The organism is Pseudorhodoferax aquiterrae, assembly GCF_014652235.1.
Classification (GTDB): Bacteria; Pseudomonadota; Gammaproteobacteria; order Burkholderiales; family Burkholderiaceae_C; genus Pseudorhodoferax; species Pseudorhodoferax aquiterrae.
Window position 1 is genome coordinate 440,394 of record NZ_BMYK01000003.1, and the last position, 18,530, is coordinate 458,923.

Here is an 18,530-nt window from a genome sequence, read left to right on the forward strand (position 1 = left end):
ATCGAAGGAGACACCGTGAACCTGCCATCCACCCGCCGCGCCGCGCTCGCGCTCGCCCTCACCGCCGCACTGGCGCCCTGGGGCGCCGCCCAGGCCCAGGCGGCCTACCCAGCCAAGCCCATCACCATGGTCGTGCCCTTCCCGCCCGGCGGGCCGACCGACCTGGTGGCGCGCGTGCTCGCGCAGAAGCTGTCCGAACAGATGGGCCAGCCCATCGTGGTCGACAACCGGGCCGGTGCCAACGGCAACATCGGCGCGGTGGCGGTCGCCAAGGCCGCGGCCGACGGCTACACGCTGCTCTACAACACCTCGTCGATCACGCTGAGCCCTTCGCTGTACAAGAGCCTGGCCTATGACCTGCAACGCGACCTGGCGCCCGTGGCGCTCACGGCCGTGGTGCCGCTGGCGCTGGTGGTGAACCCCAGCGTCCCGGCCAACACCGTGGCCGAATTCGTCGCCTACGCCAAGGCCAACCCCGACAAGCTGTCCTATGGCTCGGCCGGCAACGGCAACGTGACGCACCTGGCGGCCTACCAGTTCGTGCGCGCCCAGGGCATCGTCGCCACGCACGTGCCCTACAAGGGCAGCGCGCCGGCCGACGTGGACCTCGCGGCCGGGCAGATCCAGTTCATGACCGACACCATCAACTCGGTCATGCCCTTCGTGAAGGACAAGCGCATCAAGCTGCTGGCCGTGACCTCGGCCAAGCGCATGGCGCTGTTCCCCGCCGTTCCCACATTGGCCGAAACCGTGATGCCGGGCTTCGAGGCCGGTGCCTGGCAGGGCCTGATGGTGCCGGCCGGCACGCCCGCGGCCGTGGTGCAGCGGCTCAACGCCGAGGTCGCCAAGGCGCTCAAGAACCCGGACCTGCGCGACAAGCTGGCCGTGCAGGGCGCCGAACCGCTGGGCTCCACGCCCGAGGAGTACGGCACCTATCTGCGCAAGGAAACGGAGCGCTGGGCCGGCGTCGTGAAGGCCACGGGCGTCACGCTGGAATGACGACGGAGATGCCCTGCTCCCAGCGCACCACGTCGCAGTCCACGGCCTGAGCCGCCCGCTCGACGACCACGAAGTCGCCGGCGTCCACGGCCAGCAGCGCGTGGTGCCAGGTGCCTGGCGCGAGCACCACGCCCTGCGTGCCATCGGTCATGAATGCGGCCAGCGCGCCGAGGTCCGGCTCCGGTGCCGCCGGGGCCACCACCAGCACGAAGCGCCGCTGCCCCAGCGGCACGAAGGTCTGGCTGCCCAGCGCGTGGCGCTCCAGTTCGTTCACGGCATGCGGGAAGCGGCGCGCCTGGGCGCGGAACAGCGCGAGCATGGGGCGGCCGCCCTCGGCGGTGAGCGCCATGTCGGCGAGCAGGTCGAAGCGTTGCGAGGTGCCGCCGTTGATGGGGCGGCCCGCGCCGCCGCGGGGGACTTCGACGACGGTGCCGAACGCGGCGAAGGCGGCCGCGGTCAGCGGCTGGACGGACAAGGTGTTGTGCATGTGCCCATCCTAAGGAAAGTCCCCATGCGGCAGTGCAGCACGCGCACCTATGATCCGCGCCGATGCCGCCGGGCCTCGTGGCCGGCGGCTTTTGTTTTTGGCTCTTCCTTCGCTCCATGCCTCCTGAGAACGACCCGGGCCTGCCCGACGCTCCGGCCCCCGCTGACGAACCGACCCGCGTACCCCTGAAGATCGAGGACTGGCTGACCGTGCTGATCATGGCCGCGCTGGCGCTGATCACCTTCGCCAACGTGCTGGTGCGTTACTTCACCGACAGTTCCTTCGCCTGGACCGAGGAGTTCTCGGTCTTCCTCATGATCCTGCTGGCCATGGTGGCCGGCTCGGCCGCCGTGGCGCGCGACCGCCACATCCGCATCGAGTACTTCAGCGAGGCCGGCTCCATGGCGCGGCGCCGGCGCCTGGCCCAGTTCGGCGCGCTGATGGTGGCGCTGCTGTTCTTCCTGATCGCCGCGCTGTCGCTGCGCGTGGTCTGGGACGACTTCCGCTTCGAGGAAACCTCGCCCGGCATCGGCGTGCCGCAGTGGTGGTACTCCATCTGGCTGCCCATCGTCTGCACGGCCATCGGGCTGCGCGCCGTCGGCCTGTTCATCCGCCGTGGCCGGACGGTGCAGGAATGATCGCCACGCTGCTGTTCACGGGCTTCGTGCTCATGATGCTGGCGGGCGTGCCCATCGGGGCCGCCCTGGGCCTGGCCGGTGCGGCCTGCATCGCGCTGGCCAATGCCGACGCGCAGTGGTTCGGCCTGCTGGCCGTGCCGCAGAACTTCTACGCGGGCCTGGGCAAGTACCCGCTGCTCGCGATCCCGATGTTCGTGCTGGTCGGCTCCATCTTCGACCGCTCGGGCGTGGCGCTGCGGCTCGTCAACTTCGCCATCGCCATCGTCGGCCGCGGGCCCGGCATGCTGCCGCTGGTGGCCATCGTGGTGGCCATGTTCCTGGGCGGCATCTCGGGCTCGGGGCCGGCCAACGCGGCAGCCGTGGGCGCCGTGATGATCGCGGCCATGTCGCGCGCGGGCTATCCCGCCGCCTACTCCGCCAGCGTGGTCGGCGCGGCCGCCGCCACCGACATCCTGATCCCGCCCTCGGTGGCCTTCATCGTCTACTCGGTGCTGGTGCCGGGCGCCTCGGTGCCGGCGCTGTTCGCGGCCGGCATGGTTCCGGGCCTGCTGGCCGGCCTCGCGCTGGTCGTGCCGGCGGTGTGGATGGCACGCCGCCACAACATGGGCCAGCTCGAATCCAGAGAGCCGCGCCCGGCGTTCTGGCAGAGCCTGCGCGAAGCCATCTGGGGCCTGGCCGCGCCCGTGCTGATCCTGGGCGGCATGCGCATGGGCTGGTTCACGCCGACCGAGGCGGCCGTGGTGGCGGTGTTCTACGGCCTCTTCGTGGGCATGGTGGTGCACCGCACGATCAGCGTGCGCGACCTGTTCCCCATCCTGCGCGAATCGGGCGAGCTCTCGGCCGTGATCCTGCTGGTGGTCTCGCTGGCCGGCATCTTCGCCTACTCGCTGTCCACGCTGGGCGTGATCGATCCGGTGGCCAAGGCCATCGTCAACTCCGGACTGGGCGAGTACGGCGTGCTGGCGCTCTTGATCCTGCTGCTGATCACCGTGGGCATGTTCCTGGACGGCGTCTCGATCTTCCTGATCTTCGTGCCGCTGCTGTGGCCCATCGTGCAGCACTACCAGTGGGACCCGGTGTGGTTCGGCGTGATCCTCACGCTCAAGGTCGCGCTGGGCCAGTTCACGCCGCCGCTGGCGGTCAACCTCATGGTGTCCTGCCGCATCGCCAAGGTGCGCATGGAAGAGACCGTGCGCTGGGTCGGCTGGATGCTGTTCGCGATGTTCCTGGTCATGGTGGCGGTGATCGCCTGGCCGCAACTCGCGCTGTGGCTGCCGGCCAAGCTCGGCTATTGATGTTTCCAACGAAAGGAGTCTGTCCATGAAATTGCGCCGCTCGCTGCTCGCGCTGGCCGCCGTCGCCACCGCCTTCGGCACCTTCTCCGTTTCCGCCACCGCGCAGAACTACAAGGCCGAGTACAAGCTCTCGCTGGTGCTGGGCCCGCCCACGCCTTGGGGCATGGCCGGCAAGATCTGGGCCGACATGGTCAAGGAGCGCACCCAGGGCCGCATCAACATCAAGCTGTACCCCGGCGTCTCGCTGATCCAGGGCGACCAGACGCGCGAGTTCAGTGCGCTGCGCCAGGGCGTGATCGACATGGCCGTGGGCTCCACGATCAACTGGTCGCCGCAGGTCAAGGAATTGAACCTGTTCTCGCTGCCCTTCCTGATGCCCGACTACGCGGCCGTGGACGCGCTCACGCAGGGCGAGGTCGGCAAGGACCTGTTCGCGCGGCTCGAGAAGGCCGGCGTGGTGCCGCTGGCCTGGGGCGAGAACGGCTACCGCGAGATCACCAACTCCAAGCGCCCGATCAAGTCGCCGGAAGACCTGAAAGGCATGAAGCTGCGCGTGGTCGGCTCGCCGCTGTTCGCCGACACCTTCACGGCACTGGGCGCCAACCCCACGCAGATGAGTTGGGCCGATGCCCAGCCCGCGCTGGCCAGCGGCGCCGTGGACGGCCAGGAGAACCCGCTGTTCATGTTCCCCGTGCTCAAGCTGCACAACATGGGCCAGAAGTTCGTGACCACCTGGGGCTACATGGCCGACCCGCTGGTCTTCGTGGTCAACAAGGAGATCTGGGAATCCTGGACGCCGGCCGACCGCGAGATCGTGCGCAAGGCCGCGCTGGACGCCGGCAAGGAAGAGGTCGCGCTGGCGCGCAAGGGCCTGGTCGAGGCCGACAAGCCGTTGCTCAAGGACATCGCCGGCTTCGGCGTGACGGTGACCCAGCTCAGCGCCGCCGAGCGCGATGCCTTCGTCAAGGCTACGCGCCCGGTCTACACCAAGTGGAAGGCGCAGATCGGCAGCGGGCTCGTCGACAAGGCCGAGAAGGCCATCGCGGCGCGGCCGAAGTGAGGGGGCCCAGCGCATGAGCACCTACTCCGGCAGTTGCCACTGCGGCAAGGTCGCCTTCGAAGTGGATGGCGAGATCGGCACCGCACTGGCCTGCAACTGCTCGATCTGCCGTCGCAAGGGTTCGCTGCTGTGGTTCGTGCCGCGCGCAAACCTGCGGCTGACCACGCCCGAGGCCGACGCCAGCACCTACTTGTTCAACAAGCACGTGATCCGGCACCGCTTCTGCGCGCGCTGCGGCATCCATCCCTTCGGCGAAGGCACGGATCCCAAAGGCAATGCCATGGCCGCGATCAACCTGCGCTGCCTGGACGGCATCGACCTGGACGCCGTTCCCGTGCAGCACTTCAACGGCCGCGACGTGTAGGCCTTTTCAGCGCAGGTATTCCCCGCTGGCCTCGGGCTGGAACAGCAAGGCTTCCACCCGCAGCGCCGCGGCCCGCCCGTCGGGCAGCGTCCACTGCGCGACCTCGCCCACCTTGGCGCCCAGCAGCGCCGTGCCGATCGGCGAGAGCACCGAAACCTGGCCTTGCGCGGCATCGGCCTCGGACGGATAGGCCAGCGTCAGCTCGCGGGCCGGGGCGCCGGCCGCACCCGCCGCTTCGGCGACGCGCACGCGCGAGCGCATGGTCACCACATCGGGCGCGATCTCGGCCGGCGCCACCAGGTCGGCGTTGTCGAGCAAGGCCTGCATTGCGGCATGGGCCGGGTTGCCGGCATCGACGAGCTTGGCGATGCGCACATGGTCCAGCTCGTTGAGGGTGCGGATGGCGGCGGTGGGGGTCGGAACATTCATGGCACTGTCCTGTCGCAAAAAGAGAAACGCCGGGAGCGAGCCCGGCGATCCGATGTGGCTAAGAGGAAGGATGAAGGTTCGCCGGGCTCAGGAGGGTGCGGTGGGCTTTCGGCCCACCACCATGGGGCGGCCGGCCGGCTCCTGGTTCGCGCGCGCGAACGCACCCGCTGCAGGGCAGCGGTGCAGAGGGCGCGACGCGAAGACCACCATGCTCAGTGCTGCAGGATCTTGTTCAGGAAGTCCTTGGTCCGCGGCTGGCGTGCCTCGGGGTTGCCGAAGAACTCTTCCTTGGAGCAGTCTTCCAGGATGCGGCCGCCCACGTCGATGAAGATCACGCGGCTGGCCACCTTGCGTGCGAAGCCCATCTCGTGGGTCACGCACATCATGGTCATGCCTTCCTTGGCCAGGCTCACCATCACGTCCAGCACCTCGCCGACCATCTCGGGGTCCAGTGCCGAGGTGGGCTCGTCGAACAGCATCACGATCGGGTCCATGGACAGCGCACGTGCGATCGCCACGCGCTGCTGCTGGCCGCCCGACAGCTGGCCCGGGAACTTGTCCTTGTGCGCCATCAGGCCCACGCGGTCCAGCATCTTGAGGCCGCGCGTCTTGGCCTCGTCGGCACTGCGGCCCAGCACCTTGATCTGGGCGATCGTGAGGTTCTCGGTGACCGACAGGTGCGGGAACAGCTCGAAGTGCTGGAACACCATGCCGACCTTGGAGCGCAGCTTGGGCAGGTCGGTCTTGGGATCGCTGACCTTGACACCGTTGACGATGATCTCGCCCTTTTGGATCGGCTCCAGCGCGTTGACGGTCTTGATCAGCGTGGACTTGCCCGAGCCCGAGGGGCCGCAGACCACGACCACGTCGCCCTTGTTGATGCTGACGTTGCAGTTGTTCAGCACCTGCACCGGGCCGTACCACTTGGACACGTCCTTGATTTGGATCATTTGTTCAGCCATTTGGGTTCTCTCCAGACGAGGCTTGTGTTCAGCGGATGATGGCGATCTTCTTGTGCAGGCGCTTGACCAGGTAGGACAGCGCATAGCACAGCACGAAGTAGACGACCGCGGCGAGCAGATAGGACTCGATCGGGCGGCCGAAATTCTTGCCGGCCGTCTCGAAGCCCTTGAGCATGTCGTAGGCGCCGATGGCGTAGACCAGCGAGGTGTCCTGGAACAGGATAATGGTCTGCGTCAGCAGCACGGGCAGCATGTTGCGGAAGGCCTGCGGCAGGATCACGAGCGTCATGTTCTGCTTGTAGGTCATGCCCATGGCCTGGCCCGCGAAGACCTGGCCGCGCGGGATCGACTGGATGCCGGCACGCATGATTTCCGAGAAGTAGGCGGCTTCGAACGCGATGAAGGTGATGATGGCCGACATCTCCGCGCCGATGGGCCGCCCGATCATGAACGGCACCAGCAGGAAGAACCACAGGATCACCATCACCAGCGGGATGCTGCGCATGCCGTTGACGTAGATGGCGGCCGGCGCGTCCAGCCATTTCTTGCCCGACAGGCGCATCAGCGCCAGCAGCGTGCCGAAGAAGATGCCGCCCAGCGTGGCCACCACCGTCAGGAACACGCTGAAGTAAAAGCCCTTCAGCACGAAGTCGGTGATGACGCTCCAGTTGTAGAAACCGAAATCGAGATTCATGTCAGTGGCCTCCCGTGCCGCCGGCTGCGACGAAGCCCGGCACGCGCGCGCGCTTCTCGATGAAGGCCATGATGCGGTTGATGGCCATGGCCGAGACGATGTAGAGCACCGTCACGCCCAGGTACATCTCGATCGGGCGGGCGGTTTCCTCACCGGCCTGCATGGCGAACTGCGTGAGTTCGGCGATGGACACGGCGAACGCGACCGAGGAGTTCTTGAAGATGTTCATGGACTCGCTGGTCAACGGCGGCAGGATCATGCGGTAGGCCATGGGCAGGATCACGTAGCGGTAGTACTGCCAGGTCGTGAAGCCCATGGCCATGCCCGCGTAACGCTGCCCGCGCGGCAGCGCCTGGATGCCGGCGCGCAGTTGCTCGGCGATCCGTGCCGAGGTGAAGAAGCCCAGCGCCAGCACCACCAGCACGAAGGGCGGCACGTCGCGCGCGGCCGTGAAGATCGCCGGCACCACGTGGTACCACAGGAAGATCTGCACCAGCAGCGGAATGTTGCGGAAGAGTTCCACCCAGGCGTTGCCGAAACGCACCCAGCCAGGGCTGTTGGGCAGGGTGCGCAGAATGCCGATCAGTGAGCCCACGACCAGCGCCACCAGCAGCGCCGACAAGGCGACGGAGATGGTCCAGCCCCAGGCCGAGAGCATCCATTGCAAGTAGGTCGGGTCCTTGCCGCCCGGATCCTGCAGGTAGACCTGCCAATCCCAATTTCCCATCGGGAACTCCTCTGTTGTCGTCGTCTTTGGATTTTGGTCCCGGCACAAAAAACGCCCGCTCGAATCGGCGGGCGTTCAGTGCCTCACCCAGCGCAGATTACTTGGCTGCGTACTCTTCCATGGGCTTGTCGTTCGGATGGGCCCAGGCTTCCTTGGTCGCCTCGGACATCGGCAGGCCGATCTTGGTGTTGGTCGGCGGGATGGGCTGCATGAACCACTTGTCGTACAGCTTGGCCAGCGAACCGTCGGCGATCTGGCGCTTGATGCTGTCGTCCACGGCCTTCTTGAAGGCCGGGTCGTCCTTGCGCAGCATGCAGGCGATGGGCTCGACCGACAGCACTTCGCCGACGATCTTGAAGTCGGCCGGGTTGCGCGACTTGGAGGCGTTGGCGGCCAGGATGGAGCCGTCCATCACGAAGGCGTCGGCGCGGCCCGACTCGAGCAGCAGGAAGCTGTCGGCGTGGTCCTTGCCCATGACTTCCTTGAAGTCGATGCCTTCGGCGCGCTTGTTCTTGCGCAGCGTCTGCACCGAGGTGGTGCCGGTGGTCGTCGCCACCGTCTTGCCCTTGAGGTCGGCGATGCCGTTGATGCCCGAGTTGGCCTTGGTCAGGATGCGCACTTCCTCCACATAGGTCGTCACGGCGAAGGACACGTCCTTGGCACGCGTGGCGTTGTTGGTGGTGGAGCCGCACTCCAGGTCGACCGTGCCGTTCTGCACCAGCGGAATGCGGTTCTGCGAGGTGACGGGGGTGTACTGGATCTTCAGTTCCTTGCCGGCGGCCTTGGACAGGTCGGCCACGATGCGTTCGCCCATTTCAGTGTGGAAACCGACGTACTTGCCGTTGCCCAGGGTATAGGACAGGGCCGAGGAGTCGCGCACGCCGAGGCTGATGCTGCCACTGGCCTTGATCTTCGCCAGCGTGTCGTTGCTTTGCGCGAATGCGCCGCCCGCGGCCAGTGCCGTGCACACGATGGCGAGGATGTGCTTCTTCATTCAATCTCTCCTAAGAAAACGGAAGGGAAATAAGACCTTAAACCAGGATATCGGCGTCAGCGGAGATACCCGCATGCCCCTCGCCAACACGAAAGATCCGTGAAAACTGTGGCAACGTGCTTGTCTCTCATCGCGGTCGTGCTGCCGCTGCAATCTTTGAAAAAGGTCTGGGTCGTTGCATGGGCAGGAGCGCAAGCAGCTTGCATGCCAGACTCTGCTGTCCACACCGGGCGCCGCGGACTGTAAGGTCCTCGGCGGTATTCAAGCCAATGCCGATTGGATGCGGCCGGATGCAAGAAACGAATAATCTCACGCCGCGCCCGATGCCTCGGCGCCGCGCGGTCCGGCGGTCTCGACCAGGTAGGTCCACAGCGCCTGGGCCGAGCGCTTGGGCACGGCATGCGTCCCCGGCTTTTCGCGGTAGGCCCGCACGTCCAGTGTCATCTCCACGCCCGGCATGCCGGCCGGCGCCGCGCTGACGAGACGGCGCGCGCGCAGCTCCTTCTTGACCGCGCTGTAGGGCAGGAAGGCGATGCCGTGGCCTTCCAGCGCCATGGCCTTGAGGCCTTCGGACATGTCGGTCTCGTACACGCGGTCCAGGTGGATGGGCGTGGGCGACTGCTTGAGCAGCATGTCCACCATCTGCCCCATGTAGGCGCCCGGCGCATAGCCCAGGTAGGGCAGCAACTGGCCGGGCCGGCCCGGCAACTGGTACAGCGGCGCGCCGTCGGCGTCCGCCTTGACGTAGGGCGCCATGACCTCGCGGCCCAGGCTCACCATCTCGTAGCGGTTGGCGGCCAGCTGGAACGGCTGGGAGCTGTGGTGGTAGGCGATCAGCAGGTCGCAGCTGCCCTCGACCAGGCGCATCACGGCGTCGTGCACGTTCAGCGCGATGAGACGGCTCTTGAGCGGGCCGAACTTCTCACGCAGGCTGGTCACCCAGGCCGGAAAGAAGGTGAAGGCCAGTGTGTGCGGCACGGCGAACTCGATCACGTCCTGCCCCGCCGAGTTGTGGCCGCGCAGCATGGCGCGCGTGCTCTGCAGCGCCTGCAGCATCTCCAGCGACTGGGTGTAGAGCGTCTCGCCGGCCGGCGTGAGTCGCGTCGGGTAGGAGCTGCGGTCCACGAGGTCGGTGCCGGCCCAGGCCTCCAGGGCCTGGATGCGGCGCGAGAACGCCGGCTGCGTCACATGGCGCAGCTGGGCCGAGCGGCTGAAACTGCGCGTCTCGGCCAAGCTCACAAAATCTTCGAGCCACTTGGTCTCCATCACCGCATTATGGAACGACGGCGGTGCCCGGGCCGCGTGGCGCCCGGCAGCTCATCCCGCGGCTGACAGCGCCAGCAGCAGGACCAGCAGCACGGCGTACGGAAACGCCACCGTGGGCCGGACGGCGGCCGCGAGGTATTGCGCCACCAGTCCCATGGTGCCTGGCCGCATCGCCTGCCAGTCCGAATACAGCTGGCAGGGCGCGCGCGGCGAGGCCATGGGGTCGCGCAGCAGGCCCTCCACGTAGAGCAGGCGGTCGACCAGACGGGCCTGGCCGGTGCGCACGATGGCCTCCTGCAGCCACAGCACACCGACCAGAACGATGGTCAGCACGGCGTCGAAGCTCAGGGCCACGGCCGTGGCCGTCAGGGCCACCGCACCCAGCTTGATCCACAAGGCACTGCGCTCGCTGGCTTCGCAGTCGCCATGCAGCGCCGTCCATTCGCGCCCGAGCAGGGCGGCTTCACTCGTTTCCATGCGGGCGAGCATAGCCGCCCGCCGCAGCGCCTCAACGCCGGCGCTTGTCGATGAAGGCCTGCACGCCGTCCAGCGCGCAGGCGTCCATCATGTTGCAGGCCATGGTCTGGCCCGCGTCCTGATAGGCCGCCGCCATGCCGACTTCGAGCTGGCGGTAGAACAAGGCCTTGCCCATCGCCAGCGCGACGGGCGGCTTGGCCACGATGCTGGCCGCCAGTGCGGCCACGGCCTCGGCCAATGCCTCGGGTGCGGCCACCCGGTTGACCAGGCCCTTGGCGCGGGCCTCCTCGGCACCGATGAAGTCGCCGGTGACGAGCATCTCGAACGCGGCCTTGCGCGGCAGGTTGCGCGACAGCGCCACGCTGGGCGTGGCGCAGAACAGGCCCAGGTTCACGCCGCTGACGGCGAAGCGCGCATCGCTGGCGGCCACGGCCAGGTCGCACATGGCCACGAGCTGGCAACCGGCCGCCGTCGCGATGCCCTGGACTTGCGCGATCACGGGCACGGGCAGCTTCTGGATCGCCAGCATCACCTTCGTGCACTGGGCGAACAGGCGCTGGTAGTAGGCCAGCGAGGGTTCCGCACGCATCTCCTTGAGGTCGTGGCCGGCGCAGAAAGCGCGGCCGGCGGCCGCGATGACGAGCACGCGCAGCCCATCGTCGCCGGCGGCCGCGTCGAGCTCGGCCTGCAGCGCCTCCAGCATGGCCTCGCTGAGCGCGTTGAAGGCATCGGGGCGGTTCAGGGTCAGGGTGCGGACGCCGGCGGCGTCCTGGCTGCGCAGCACCAGCGGCGCGGTGGGTTCTGTCATGCGTGTCTCCAGCGAAGCTTCGCAGTCTGCCACCACAATGCGGCCATGCCTGCACCGCCCAAGGCCTTGCCCGCGATCGCGCCGCAGCGCTGCACCGGCTGCGGCCGCTGCGTGGGCGCCTGCCCGCCGCACGTGCTCTCGCTGCAGGTGCCGGGCGGCCAGCCGGGGGGCCGCAAGAACGCGGTGCTGCACGACAGCGCCGGCTGCACGGGCTGCGCGCTGTGCTTCGTCGTCTGCCCCTTCGATGCGATCCGCATGGAGCGGACCGCCGCCGGCTAGCCTTTGGCCCGCTGGCGCAGCTCGAACTTCTGGATCTTGCCCGTCGAGGTCTTGGGAATCGGCTCGAAGCGCACGTCGCGCGGCACCTTGTAGCCGGCCAAATGCGCCTTGCAGTGGGCCACCAGGTCCTCGGCCGTGACCTGGGCGCCTGGCTTGGTCTCCACATAGGCCACGGGCGTCTCGCCCCATTTGGCATCGGGCCTGGCGACCACCGCGCAGGCCAGCACGGCCGGGTGGCGGTACAGCACGTCCTCGACCTCGATCGAGCTGATGTTCTCGCCGCCGCTGATGATGATGTCCTTGCTGCGGTCTTTGATGCGCGCGTAGCGGTCGCGCTCCAGAACGGCCAGGTCGCCGGTGTGGAACCAGCCGCCCTCGAAGGCCTTGGCCGTCGCGGCCGGGTTCTTGAGGTAGCCCTTCATGACGATGTTGCCGCGGAACATGATCTCGCCCATGGTCTCGCCATCGGCGGGCACTTCCACGAGCGTGGACGGGTCCAGCACCGTCATGCCGTCCTGCAGCGCGTAGCGCACGCCCTGGCGGCCATTCAGGCGCGCCTGCTCGGCGATGTCGGCCTGCGCCCAGTCGGCGCGCTTGGCCGCCACGCCGGCCGGGCCGTACACCTCGGTCAGGCCGTAGACATGCGTGATGTCGAAGCCGATCTTCGCCATGCCCTCGATCATGGCGGCCGGCGGCGACGCGCCGGCGACCATGCCGCGCACGCCGGTCACGCCTTCGCGCAGCGCCGGCTCGGCGTTGATGATGAGGCCATGGACGATGGGCGCGGCACAGTAGTGCGTGACGCCGTGCGCGCGCATGGCCGCCAGGATGGCGGGCGCCTCGACACGGCGCAGGCACACATGCACGCCGGCCTGCAGCGCCACCGTCCAGGGGAAGCACCAGCCGTTGCAGTGGAACATCGGCAGCGTCCACAGGTAGCGCGGGAATTGCGGCATGGTCCAGGTCACCACGTTGCTGACCGCATTGAGGTAGGCGCCGCGGTGGTGCGTGACCACGCCCTTGGGGTCGCCCGTGGTGCCGCTGGTGTAGCTTATGGCGATCGCATCCCACTCGTCCTGCGGACCGTCCAGACGCGCCAGCGGTGCGTGGCCTGCAAGCCAGGCCTCGTAGTCGTGCGTGCCCAGGCGCCGGTGTTCGCCCGTGAACTCGCTGTCGGCCACGTCGATGACCAGCGGCTGGCGGCCGTGCTGGTCCTGGAGCAGCGCGAGCGCTTTGGCCATGATGGGTGCGAACTCGGTGTCGGTGATCAGCACGCTCGCCTCGCAGTGGTGCATCTGCCAGGCCAGCAGCTCGGCATCGAGTCGGGTGTTCAGTGTGTTGAGCACGGCATTCAAGGCCGGCACGGCGTAATGCGCCTCGACCATCTCCGGCGTGTTGGGCAGCATCACGCTGACCGTGCTGCCGCGGCCCACGCCGGCCGCACGCAGCGCCGCCGCGAGCCGGCGTGAGCGCTCGTGCACCTGCGCCCAGGTGTAGCGGCGCCGGCCGTGGATGACGGCCGGCAGGTCGCCGAACACCTCGGCCGTGCGCTCCACGAAGGCCATGGGCGACAGGGCCACGTGGTTGGCAGGATTCTGGGCGAGGTCTTGTTCGTAGATGTTCATGCGCTGTCTCCTCGGGCGAAGGGCGCATTCTGAAGCCGCGGCCCTCCACGGATTGCGACGAATGTTTTCAAGCCGTGGCCGCCAGCGCCTGGTCCAGGTCCCACAGGATGTCGTCGATGTGCTCCAGCCCCACGGACAGCCGCACCATGTCGGGCAGCACGCCGGCGGCGATCTGCTGGTCGGGCTCGAGTTGGCGGTGCGTGGTGCTGGCCGGGTGGATGATCAGCGTGCGCGTGTCGCCGATGTTGGCCAGGTGGCTCATGAACTGCGCCGACTCGATGAAGCGCACGCCGGCCTCCATGCCGCCCTGCACGCCGAAGGCCAGCAGGCCCGAGGCGCCGCGCATCTGCCGCTGCACCAGCGCGTGCTGCGGATGGTCCGGCAGGCCGGGGTAGTTGACCCAACTCACGCGCGGGTGGTCCTTCAAGTACTGCGCCACCTTCAGCGCATTGCTGCAATGGCGCTCCATGCGCAGCGGCAGCGTTTCCACGCCCTGCAGGATCTGCCAGGCCGACATCGGCGACAGCGCCGCGCCGTACACGCGCAGCGTCTCCATGCGCGCGCGCATCGTGAACGCGAAGTCGCCGAAGGTCTCGTGGAACTTCACGCCGTGGTAGCCCGGCGAAGGCTCGGTCATGCCCGGGAACTTGCCGTTGTTCCAGGCGAAGTTGCCGTGCGGCTTGCCGCTCTCCACGATCACGCCGCCCAGCGTGGTGCCGTGGCCGGCCAGGTACTTGGTGGCCGAGTGCACGACGATGTCGGCGCCCAGTGCGAGCGGCTGGCACAGGCAGGGGCTGGGCACGGTGTTGTCCACCACCAGCGGCACGCCGTGGGCGTGGGCCACCTCGGCCACGGCCGCGATGTCCAACACCGTGAGGCTGGGGTTGCCCAGGGTCTCGGCGAACACGGCGCGCGTGTTGGACCGCATCGCGGCCGCGAAGGCCTGCGGGTCGGTGGCATCGACGAAGCTGGTCTCGATGCCGAACTTCTGCAGGTTCACCGCCAGCATGGTGACCGTGCCACCGTACAGCGCGCCGGCCGCCACGACGTGGTCGCCGGCCTGCAGGATGGTCATGAGCGCCATGGCCTCGGCCGCCATGCCGGAGGCGCTGGCCACGGCCGCGCGCCCGCCTTCCAATGCCGCCACGCGCTCCTCCAGCGCCGCCACGGTGGGATTGGACAGGCGCGAGTAGACGTTGCCGAAGGTCTGCAGGTTGAACAGCGCGGCCGCATGCTCGGCGCTGTCGAACACGAAGCTCGTGGTCTGGTAGATCGGCAGCGCACGGGCGCCCGTGGCCGCGTCGGGGATCTGGCCGGCGTGGATGGCCAGCGTCTCGGGCTGGAAAACGCGGTCGGCCATGTCAATGCCGCCCGGCCGCCCGAAGGCATTGATGCGCCCACCCGGGGGGCAGCGATACGCGAAGCGATGCGCGTGGGGGCCACATGCTCAGCCGCCCACCACAGGCCGCCTGGCCGAGATCACACGCGTGTTCACGCCCGCCCAGTGCAGGCCACCGAACAGGCGGGCATGCTCGATCTTCACGCAGCGGTCCATCACGCTGTCCAGACCGGCCGCGCGCACCAGCGCATCGGCCTCTTCGTTGACCACGCCGATCTGCTGCCACAGGCACCTGGCGCCGATGGCAAGCGCCTGGCGTGCGATCGGCAGCACATCCTCGGTGCGGCGGAACACGTCGACCATGTCCACCGGCCCGGCCAGGTCCGCCAGGCTGGCCACGCAGGGCCGGCCCAGCACTTCGCCGCCAGCGTAGCGCGGGTTCACCGGAAAAATGTCATAGCCATGCTGCTGCATGTACCCGGCCGCGAAGTGGCTCGGCCGGTGCCATTCGGCCGAGAGCCCGACCACGGCGATGCGCCGGTGCTGGTGCAGGATGCGGCGCAGGGTGCTGATGTCGTCCGCCATGGGCGCAGTGTCCTCCTTGATCGACTGCGCCACTGTAGCGCGCGCCTGCGCCGTGTCGACACGGGTCGCGCGTCAGGGCCGATCGGCCTGCCGTCGGCGCGACTTGTGAAATTGCTGGGTGCCCCGGCGCAGTGCACTGAAGCGGCGCAGGGCCTGCTCCATCGCTGCCAGCGCAAGTCGTGCGTCGGCCCCGGCTGCCAGCAGGGCGGTCTTGATCTCTTCGTAACGCACCTCCATCGTGCCCAGGTCCGCGGCCGGAGAATCGGCCGGACCGGTCGGACCGCCGTGCGCCAGCACCGCGTTCGCCGCGGCCAAGAACGCCGCCTCGGCGGCTGCCACGCGGGCGTCGGCCAGCCCCTGCGGCCGCAGCGCGGCGGCGGCCAAGGCCTGCTCCGCGGCCGACTCGTGGTACCGCTGGATGCGCAGCAGTTCGGCCAGCCTGGCGCTGTCGCGTTGCGACATCAAGGTGCTGCGCAGACGCTCGACGAAGCGCTCGATGGCCGCGTCCAGGCTCACCAGGATCCCGTGGTCCGCCTTGAGCGCGGCGGCATCGGCCCCCCCAGTGCGCTGCAGACCATGCGCTGCGCCACCTGCCCGGCACGGTCCACCTCGCGCGACAGCGCATCGAGCGCCAGCGTGGGCACGGCGAGCACGGTGTCGTCGAGGAAGCGTGGCTGTGCCTCGTCCTCCTCGCGGGCGCGAAAGCGCTGCTGCAGCCAGCGCGTGAGCCGCTGTGCGACAGGCCACATCAGCAGCACGCCGATCAGGTTGAACGCCGTGTGGAACAGCGCCAGCTTGGTGGCAGGGTCCGGCGGCAGGCCGAGCGCCTCGCGCGCCAGACCCAGCGCATCGATGAGCCAGGGCAGGAGCAGCAGCGCGGCCACGCCGGTGAGCAGGTTGAACACGACATGCGCCGACGCCGCACGGCGGGCGTTCGGCGTCGCGCCGATGGCGGCCAGCATGGCCGTCACCGTGGTGCCGATGTTGGCGCCGATGACCACCGCGGCCGCCCCCTGCGCACCGATCAGCCCCCCTTGCGCGGCGGTCAACGTGATGGCCATGGCCGCGCTGGAGGACTGCATCAGCACCGTCATCAGCGCCCCGATCCCCAGTTGCGCCAGCAGCACGCGGGCGCCCTCCCCTTGCGGCAGGTGGATCTGTCCGGCCAGGCCGACGAAGGCCTGCTGCAACAGTGCGATGCCCATGAAGAGCAGGCCGAAGCCGGCCAGCGCAGTGCCGATGGCGCCGCTGCGCCGGCCCTCTCCGGTCAGGCGCAGCAGTGCACCCAGGCCTGCCAGCGGCATCGCGACGGCTTCGACCTTGAACTTCAGGCCGATCAGCGCGACGACCCAGCCCGTCATCGTCGTGCCGACGTTGGCCCCGAACAGCACCCACAAGGCCGGGCCGAGCGACAGCAGGTCGGCGTTGACGAAGCCGATGGCCGCCACGGTGACCGCGCTGGACGATTGCACCAGCGCCGTCACCAGCACCCCCGAACCCAGGGCATGGACGCGTGTGCGCGTGGCGGCCGCCAGGATGCGGTGCAAGGCTGGCCCCGCGGCCAGCTTCAGGCCATCGGTCATCAGGCCCATGCCGAGCAGGAACAGGCCCAACCCGCCGGCCACCAGGCCCACGGACTGCAGATCGATCACGCGGTGCTCCGCGGCGTCCCGCGCCTGGATCCCTGCGCACGGAGGCTGCGTGCCAGGAGGTCCGCGGCATGGTCGGCCGCGTCTTCGAACGGATTGAGCACGCGCTCCACGCCGGCCGCGGCCAGCGCGCGGCCGTGCGCAGCATCGCGCGCTGCAGCCACCACCTGGCCTCGGTAGTGCACCGCGCGCAGCGCATGCTGCAGCGCGCGGTTGGACTCCCACTGCGGAAAGGTCGTGATCACGCAACGCACCTGCCGCAGCGACAGCGTCTCCAGGAAGTCGGGGGCCTCGCCATCGCCGAACAACACCGGCAGGCCGCGGGCCTGCAGTTCGCGCACGGCCTCGGGGTCGAAGTCGATGCCGATCGCGTCGATCCCGTCTGCGCGCAGCCGCGTGAACAGGCGGCTGCCGTAGCGCCCCAGGCCGAAGACGACAAGCTCGGCCTGCGCCTCGCCTGCGGCCTTCGATTCGGCGGCAATCTCACGGAACGGCTGCTGCCGTTCGAACACGCGCAGCCAGGGGGCAAGCCGCTGGTACAGCGGCTGGGCATACAGGATCATGTAGGTGGAGACAGTGATCGTCACCAGCCCCACCAGCGTGGTCAGCCCCAGCGCCTGCACACCCACATGGCCCAGCGTGATGCCCATGGCCACGAACACGATGGAGAACTCGCTGATCTGCGCCACCGTCAGCCCGGCCAGGAAGCCGGTGCGGCGCCGGTACCCCATGAAGCCCATGATCGCCATCACGATCAGCGGGTTGCCGATCAGCACGAACAGCGAGAGCACCACGGCGGGCACCAGCTCGGCGCCCAGCGTCGAGAAGTCGAGCTTGGCGCCCAGGTCGATGAAGAAGAACAACAGCAGGAAGTCGCGGATGCCCGTCAGCCGCGCGCTCATCGCCTCGCGGTAGGGCGTGGAGGCGAGCGAGAAGCCGGCCAGGAACGCGCCCGCCTCCTTGCTGAAGCCCGCCCATTCGCCCACGGCGGCCAGGGCCACGCCCCAGGCGATGGCGAAGACCAGCAGCAGCTCCTGCGAACGCGCCATCGCGGCCACCACCGCCGGCAGCACCCAGCGCATCAGCACGAACATGGCCGCAGCCGCGACCGCGACACGCCAGGCCAGCGCGCCCAGCACCACCAGCCAGCCCGCGTCGCCGCCGGCCCCGCCCGAGCCGCGCAGGGAGCTCATGGCCATCATGGCCACCACGACGGCCAGGTCCTGCACGATCAGGAAACCCACCGCGATGCGGCCGTGCAGGCTGCCGAGCTCGCGCTTGTCGGACAGCAGCTTGACGATGATGATGGTGCTGGAGAAGGTCAGCGCGACGGCCACGTACAAGGCCTCCATCGCGCCCTTGCCCAGTGCCAGGGTCAGCCCGAAACCGATCACGATGGTGAAGGCCAGCTGCCCCAGCCCCGTGGCCAGCGCCACCGGTCCGATGTGCCGGATGTGGTGCAGGTCCAGCTTCAGGCCGACGGCGAAGAGCAGCACCGCCACCCCCACCTGCGCCAGCAGGTCGATCTGGTTGTGCGCCGTCACCAGGCCGAAGACGGCCGGGCCCACCGCGATGCCCACGACGATGTAGGCGATCAGCACCGGCTGGCGCAAGCGCACGAAGACGGCACCGGCCAGGGCGCAGATGAGCAGCAGCAGGGCGACCTCTACGAAGGGTCCGTGCATGGGTACCGTCCCGCGGTCGTCAGGACCCGCCGCCGCAGATGCGTTTCAGTCATCGCCATCCTGTTGTCGAACGAAGCAGACCGGCGCGGCGCCTGGCCCGGCGGGCCTGCGTGGCCGCGCCTGCCGATCAGGCCTGCCATCATGGCCCACGCGCCGCCGACGTTCTTG

21 protein-coding genes are annotated in these 18,530 nt (G+C 68.7%); 6 read left to right on the plus strand and 15 right to left on the minus strand.

The window, feature by feature from the left end:
- Positions 1-15: 15 nt before the first annotated feature.
- On the plus strand, positions 16-999 hold the full coding sequence (locus IE209_RS07390) for a tripartite tricarboxylate transporter substrate binding protein (protein WP_189686306.1): 984 nt from the start codon (positions 16-18) through the stop codon (positions 997-999).
- Here IE209_RS07390 and IE209_RS07395 read toward each other — a convergent pair.
- Entirely contained in the window at positions 986-1,486 is a 501-nt protein-coding gene (locus IE209_RS07395; protein ID WP_189686307.1) for an ureidoglycolate lyase, read from the minus strand. The two genes, IE209_RS07390 and IE209_RS07395, sit on opposite strands and share 14 nt — an antisense overlap.
- Positions 1,487-1,602: 116 nt before the next feature.
- Between IE209_RS07395 and IE209_RS07400 the strand changes: the two genes are divergently transcribed.
- Genes IE209_RS07400 through IE209_RS07415 form a run of 4 tightly spaced genes read left to right on the plus strand, consistent with a single transcriptional unit; the run spans position 1,603 to position 4,843 of the window.
- On the plus strand, positions 1,603-2,124 hold the full coding sequence (locus IE209_RS07400; protein WP_189686308.1) for a TRAP transporter small permease: 522 nt from the start codon (positions 1,603-1,605) through the stop codon (positions 2,122-2,124).
- A complete protein-coding gene (locus IE209_RS07405; protein WP_189686309.1) occupies positions 2,121-3,419 on the plus strand; it encodes a TRAP transporter large permease in 1,299 nt (432 codons plus the stop codon). Before IE209_RS07400 ends, IE209_RS07405 begins: the two co-directional genes overlap by 4 nt.
- 25 nt (positions 3,420-3,444) lie before the next feature.
- Positions 3,445-4,479 carry a DctP family TRAP transporter solute-binding subunit gene (locus IE209_RS07410; RefSeq protein WP_189686310.1) on the plus strand — a complete coding sequence of 345 codons (1,035 nt, stop codon included), beginning with the start codon at positions 3,445-3,447 and terminating at the stop codon, positions 4,477-4,479.
- A 13-nt stretch (positions 4,480-4,492) separates the two neighbouring features.
- A complete protein-coding gene (locus tag IE209_RS07415; RefSeq protein ID WP_189686311.1) occupies positions 4,493-4,843 on the plus strand; it encodes a GFA family protein in 351 nt (116 codons plus the stop codon).
- Between the two features lie 6 nt (positions 4,844-4,849).
- Here IE209_RS07415 and rnk read toward each other — a convergent pair whose 3' ends face one another.
- From rnk to IE209_RS07455, 8 genes are all read right to left on the minus strand, one after another.
- The gene (rnk, locus tag IE209_RS07420; protein WP_189686312.1) at positions 4,850-5,272 is read right to left on the minus strand and encodes a nucleoside diphosphate kinase regulator; all 423 of its coding nucleotides are present in this window, start codon (positions 5,270-5,272) and stop codon (positions 4,850-4,852) included.
- A gap of 212 nt (positions 5,273-5,484) precedes the next feature.
- On the minus strand, positions 5,485-6,234 hold the full coding sequence (locus IE209_RS07425; RefSeq protein WP_268245948.1) for an amino acid ABC transporter ATP-binding protein: 750 nt from the start codon (positions 6,232-6,234) through the stop codon (positions 5,485-5,487).
- A 28-nt stretch (positions 6,235-6,262) separates the two neighbouring features.
- Positions 6,263-6,928 (minus strand): amino acid ABC transporter permease, encoded by a 666-nt coding sequence (locus IE209_RS07430; RefSeq protein ID WP_189686313.1) that lies wholly within the window; start codon positions 6,926-6,928, stop codon positions 6,263-6,265.
- 1 nt (position 6,929) lies between these two features.
- The gene (locus IE209_RS07435) at positions 6,930-7,655 is read right to left on the minus strand and encodes an amino acid ABC transporter permease (protein WP_189686314.1); all 726 of its coding nucleotides are present in this window, start codon (positions 7,653-7,655) and stop codon (positions 6,930-6,932) included.
- Between the two features lie 97 nt (positions 7,656-7,752).
- Positions 7,753-8,649, minus strand: a complete 897-nt coding sequence (locus IE209_RS07440) for an amino acid ABC transporter substrate-binding protein (RefSeq protein WP_189686315.1) — start codon at positions 8,647-8,649, stop codon at positions 7,753-7,755.
- Positions 8,650-8,958: 309 nt separating this feature from the next.
- Positions 8,959-9,915 (minus strand): LysR substrate-binding domain-containing protein, encoded by a 957-nt coding sequence (locus IE209_RS07445; RefSeq protein WP_189686316.1) that lies wholly within the window; start codon positions 9,913-9,915, stop codon positions 8,959-8,961.
- 51 nt (positions 9,916-9,966) lie between these two features.
- On the minus strand, positions 9,967-10,392 hold the full coding sequence (locus IE209_RS07450) for a hypothetical protein (protein ID WP_189686317.1): 426 nt from the start codon (positions 10,390-10,392) through the stop codon (positions 9,967-9,969).
- 31 nt (positions 10,393-10,423) lie between these two features.
- Positions 10,424-11,200, minus strand: a complete 777-nt coding sequence (locus IE209_RS07455) for an enoyl-CoA hydratase (protein ID WP_189686318.1) — start codon at positions 11,198-11,200, stop codon at positions 10,424-10,426.
- Positions 11,201-11,245: 45 nt separating this feature from the next.
- Here IE209_RS07455 and IE209_RS07460 point away from each other — a divergent pair, with 45 nt between their 5' ends.
- Positions 11,246-11,479, plus strand: coding sequence for an ATP-binding protein (locus IE209_RS07460; protein ID WP_189686319.1), 234 nt, complete (start codon positions 11,246-11,248; stop codon positions 11,477-11,479).
- Here IE209_RS07460 and IE209_RS07465 read toward each other — a convergent pair.
- From IE209_RS07465 to IE209_RS07490, 6 genes are all read right to left on the minus strand, one after another.
- Positions 11,476-13,104: an acyl-CoA synthetase gene (locus IE209_RS07465; protein WP_189686320.1), complete on the minus strand. Its 1,629-nt coding sequence runs from the start codon at positions 13,102-13,104 to the stop codon at positions 11,476-11,478. The genes IE209_RS07460 and IE209_RS07465 overlap by 4 nt on opposite strands.
- Positions 13,105-13,171: 67 nt before the next feature.
- On the minus strand, positions 13,172-14,464 hold the full coding sequence (locus tag IE209_RS07470; protein WP_189686321.1) for an O-acetylhomoserine aminocarboxypropyltransferase/cysteine synthase family protein: 1,293 nt from the start codon (positions 14,462-14,464) through the stop codon (positions 13,172-13,174).
- An 87-nt stretch (positions 14,465-14,551) separates the two neighbouring features.
- Positions 14,552-15,028 carry a CoA-binding protein gene (locus IE209_RS07475; RefSeq protein WP_189686322.1) on the minus strand — a complete coding sequence of 159 codons (477 nt, stop codon included), beginning with the start codon at positions 15,026-15,028 and terminating at the stop codon, positions 14,552-14,554.
- Positions 15,029-15,100: 72 nt separating this feature from the next.
- Complete coding sequence (locus IE209_RS07480) at positions 15,101-15,544, minus strand: hypothetical protein (RefSeq protein ID WP_189686323.1); 444 nt, start codon at positions 15,542-15,544, stop codon at positions 15,101-15,103.
- Entirely contained in the window at positions 15,541-16,680 is a 1,140-nt protein-coding gene (locus IE209_RS07485; RefSeq protein WP_229882724.1) for a Na/Pi cotransporter family protein, read from the minus strand. Before IE209_RS07485 ends, IE209_RS07480 begins: the two co-directional genes overlap by 4 nt.
- Entirely contained in the window at positions 16,677-18,362 is a 1,686-nt protein-coding gene (locus tag IE209_RS07490) for a cation:proton antiporter (RefSeq protein ID WP_189686324.1), read from the minus strand. Before IE209_RS07490 ends, IE209_RS07485 begins: the two co-directional genes overlap by 4 nt.
- Between the last annotated feature and the right edge of the window lie 168 nt (positions 18,363-18,530).

What these genes read in the sequence shown, in the direction of transcription:
- IE209_RS07445 (WP_189686316.1), bottom strand. Translation starts at nt 9,915, where the DNA reads ATGGAGACCAAGTGGCTCGAAGATTTTGTGAGCTTGGCCGAGACGCGC.
- IE209_RS07465 (WP_189686320.1), bottom strand. Translation starts at nt 13,104, where the DNA reads ATGAACATCTACGAACAAGACCTCGCCCAGAATCCTGCCAACCACGTG.
- IE209_RS07460 (WP_189686319.1), top strand. Translation starts at nt 11,246, where the DNA reads ATGCCTGCACCGCCCAAGGCCTTGCCCGCGATCGCGCCGCAGCGCTGC.
- IE209_RS07470 (WP_189686321.1), bottom strand. Translation starts at nt 14,464, where the DNA reads ATGGCCGACCGCGTTTTCCAGCCCGAGACGCTGGCCATCCACGCCGGC.
- IE209_RS07415 (WP_189686311.1), top strand. Translation starts at nt 4,493, where the DNA reads ATGAGCACCTACTCCGGCAGTTGCCACTGCGGCAAGGTCGCCTTCGAA.
- IE209_RS07430 (WP_189686313.1), bottom strand. Translation starts at nt 6,928, where the DNA reads ATGAATCTCGATTTCGGTTTCTACAACTGGAGCGTCATCACCGACTTC.
- IE209_RS07405 (WP_189686309.1), top strand. Translation starts at nt 2,121, where the DNA reads ATGATCGCCACGCTGCTGTTCACGGGCTTCGTGCTCATGATGCTGGCG.
- IE209_RS07395 (WP_189686307.1), bottom strand. Translation starts at nt 1,486, where the DNA reads ATGCACAACACCTTGTCCGTCCAGCCGCTGACCGCGGCCGCCTTCGCC.
- IE209_RS07400 (WP_189686308.1), top strand. Translation starts at nt 1,603, where the DNA reads ATGCCTCCTGAGAACGACCCGGGCCTGCCCGACGCTCCGGCCCCCGCT.
- IE209_RS07455 (WP_189686318.1), bottom strand. Translation starts at nt 11,200, where the DNA reads ATGACAGAACCCACCGCGCCGCTGGTGCTGCGCAGCCAGGACGCCGCC.
- rnk (WP_189686312.1), bottom strand. Translation starts at nt 5,272, where the DNA reads ATGAATGTTCCGACCCCCACCGCCGCCATCCGCACCCTCAACGAGCTG.
- IE209_RS07475 (WP_189686322.1), bottom strand. Translation starts at nt 15,028, where the DNA reads ATGGCGGACGACATCAGCACCCTGCGCCGCATCCTGCACCAGCACCGG.
- IE209_RS07410 (WP_189686310.1), top strand. Translation starts at nt 3,445, where the DNA reads ATGAAATTGCGCCGCTCGCTGCTCGCGCTGGCCGCCGTCGCCACCGCC.
- IE209_RS07440 (WP_189686315.1), bottom strand. Translation starts at nt 8,649, where the DNA reads ATGAAGAAGCACATCCTCGCCATCGTGTGCACGGCACTGGCCGCGGGC.
- IE209_RS07450 (WP_189686317.1), bottom strand. Translation starts at nt 10,392, where the DNA reads ATGGAAACGAGTGAAGCCGCCCTGCTCGGGCGCGAATGGACGGCGCTG.
- IE209_RS07435 (WP_189686314.1), bottom strand. Translation starts at nt 7,655, where the DNA reads ATGGGAAATTGGGATTGGCAGGTCTACCTGCAGGATCCGGGCGGCAAG.
- IE209_RS07490 (WP_189686324.1), bottom strand. Translation starts at nt 18,362, where the DNA reads ATGCACGGACCCTTCGTAGAGGTCGCCCTGCTGCTGCTCATCTGCGCC.
- IE209_RS07425 (WP_268245948.1), bottom strand. Translation starts at nt 6,234, where the DNA reads ATGGCTGAACAAATGATCCAAATCAAGGACGTGTCCAAGTGGTACGGC.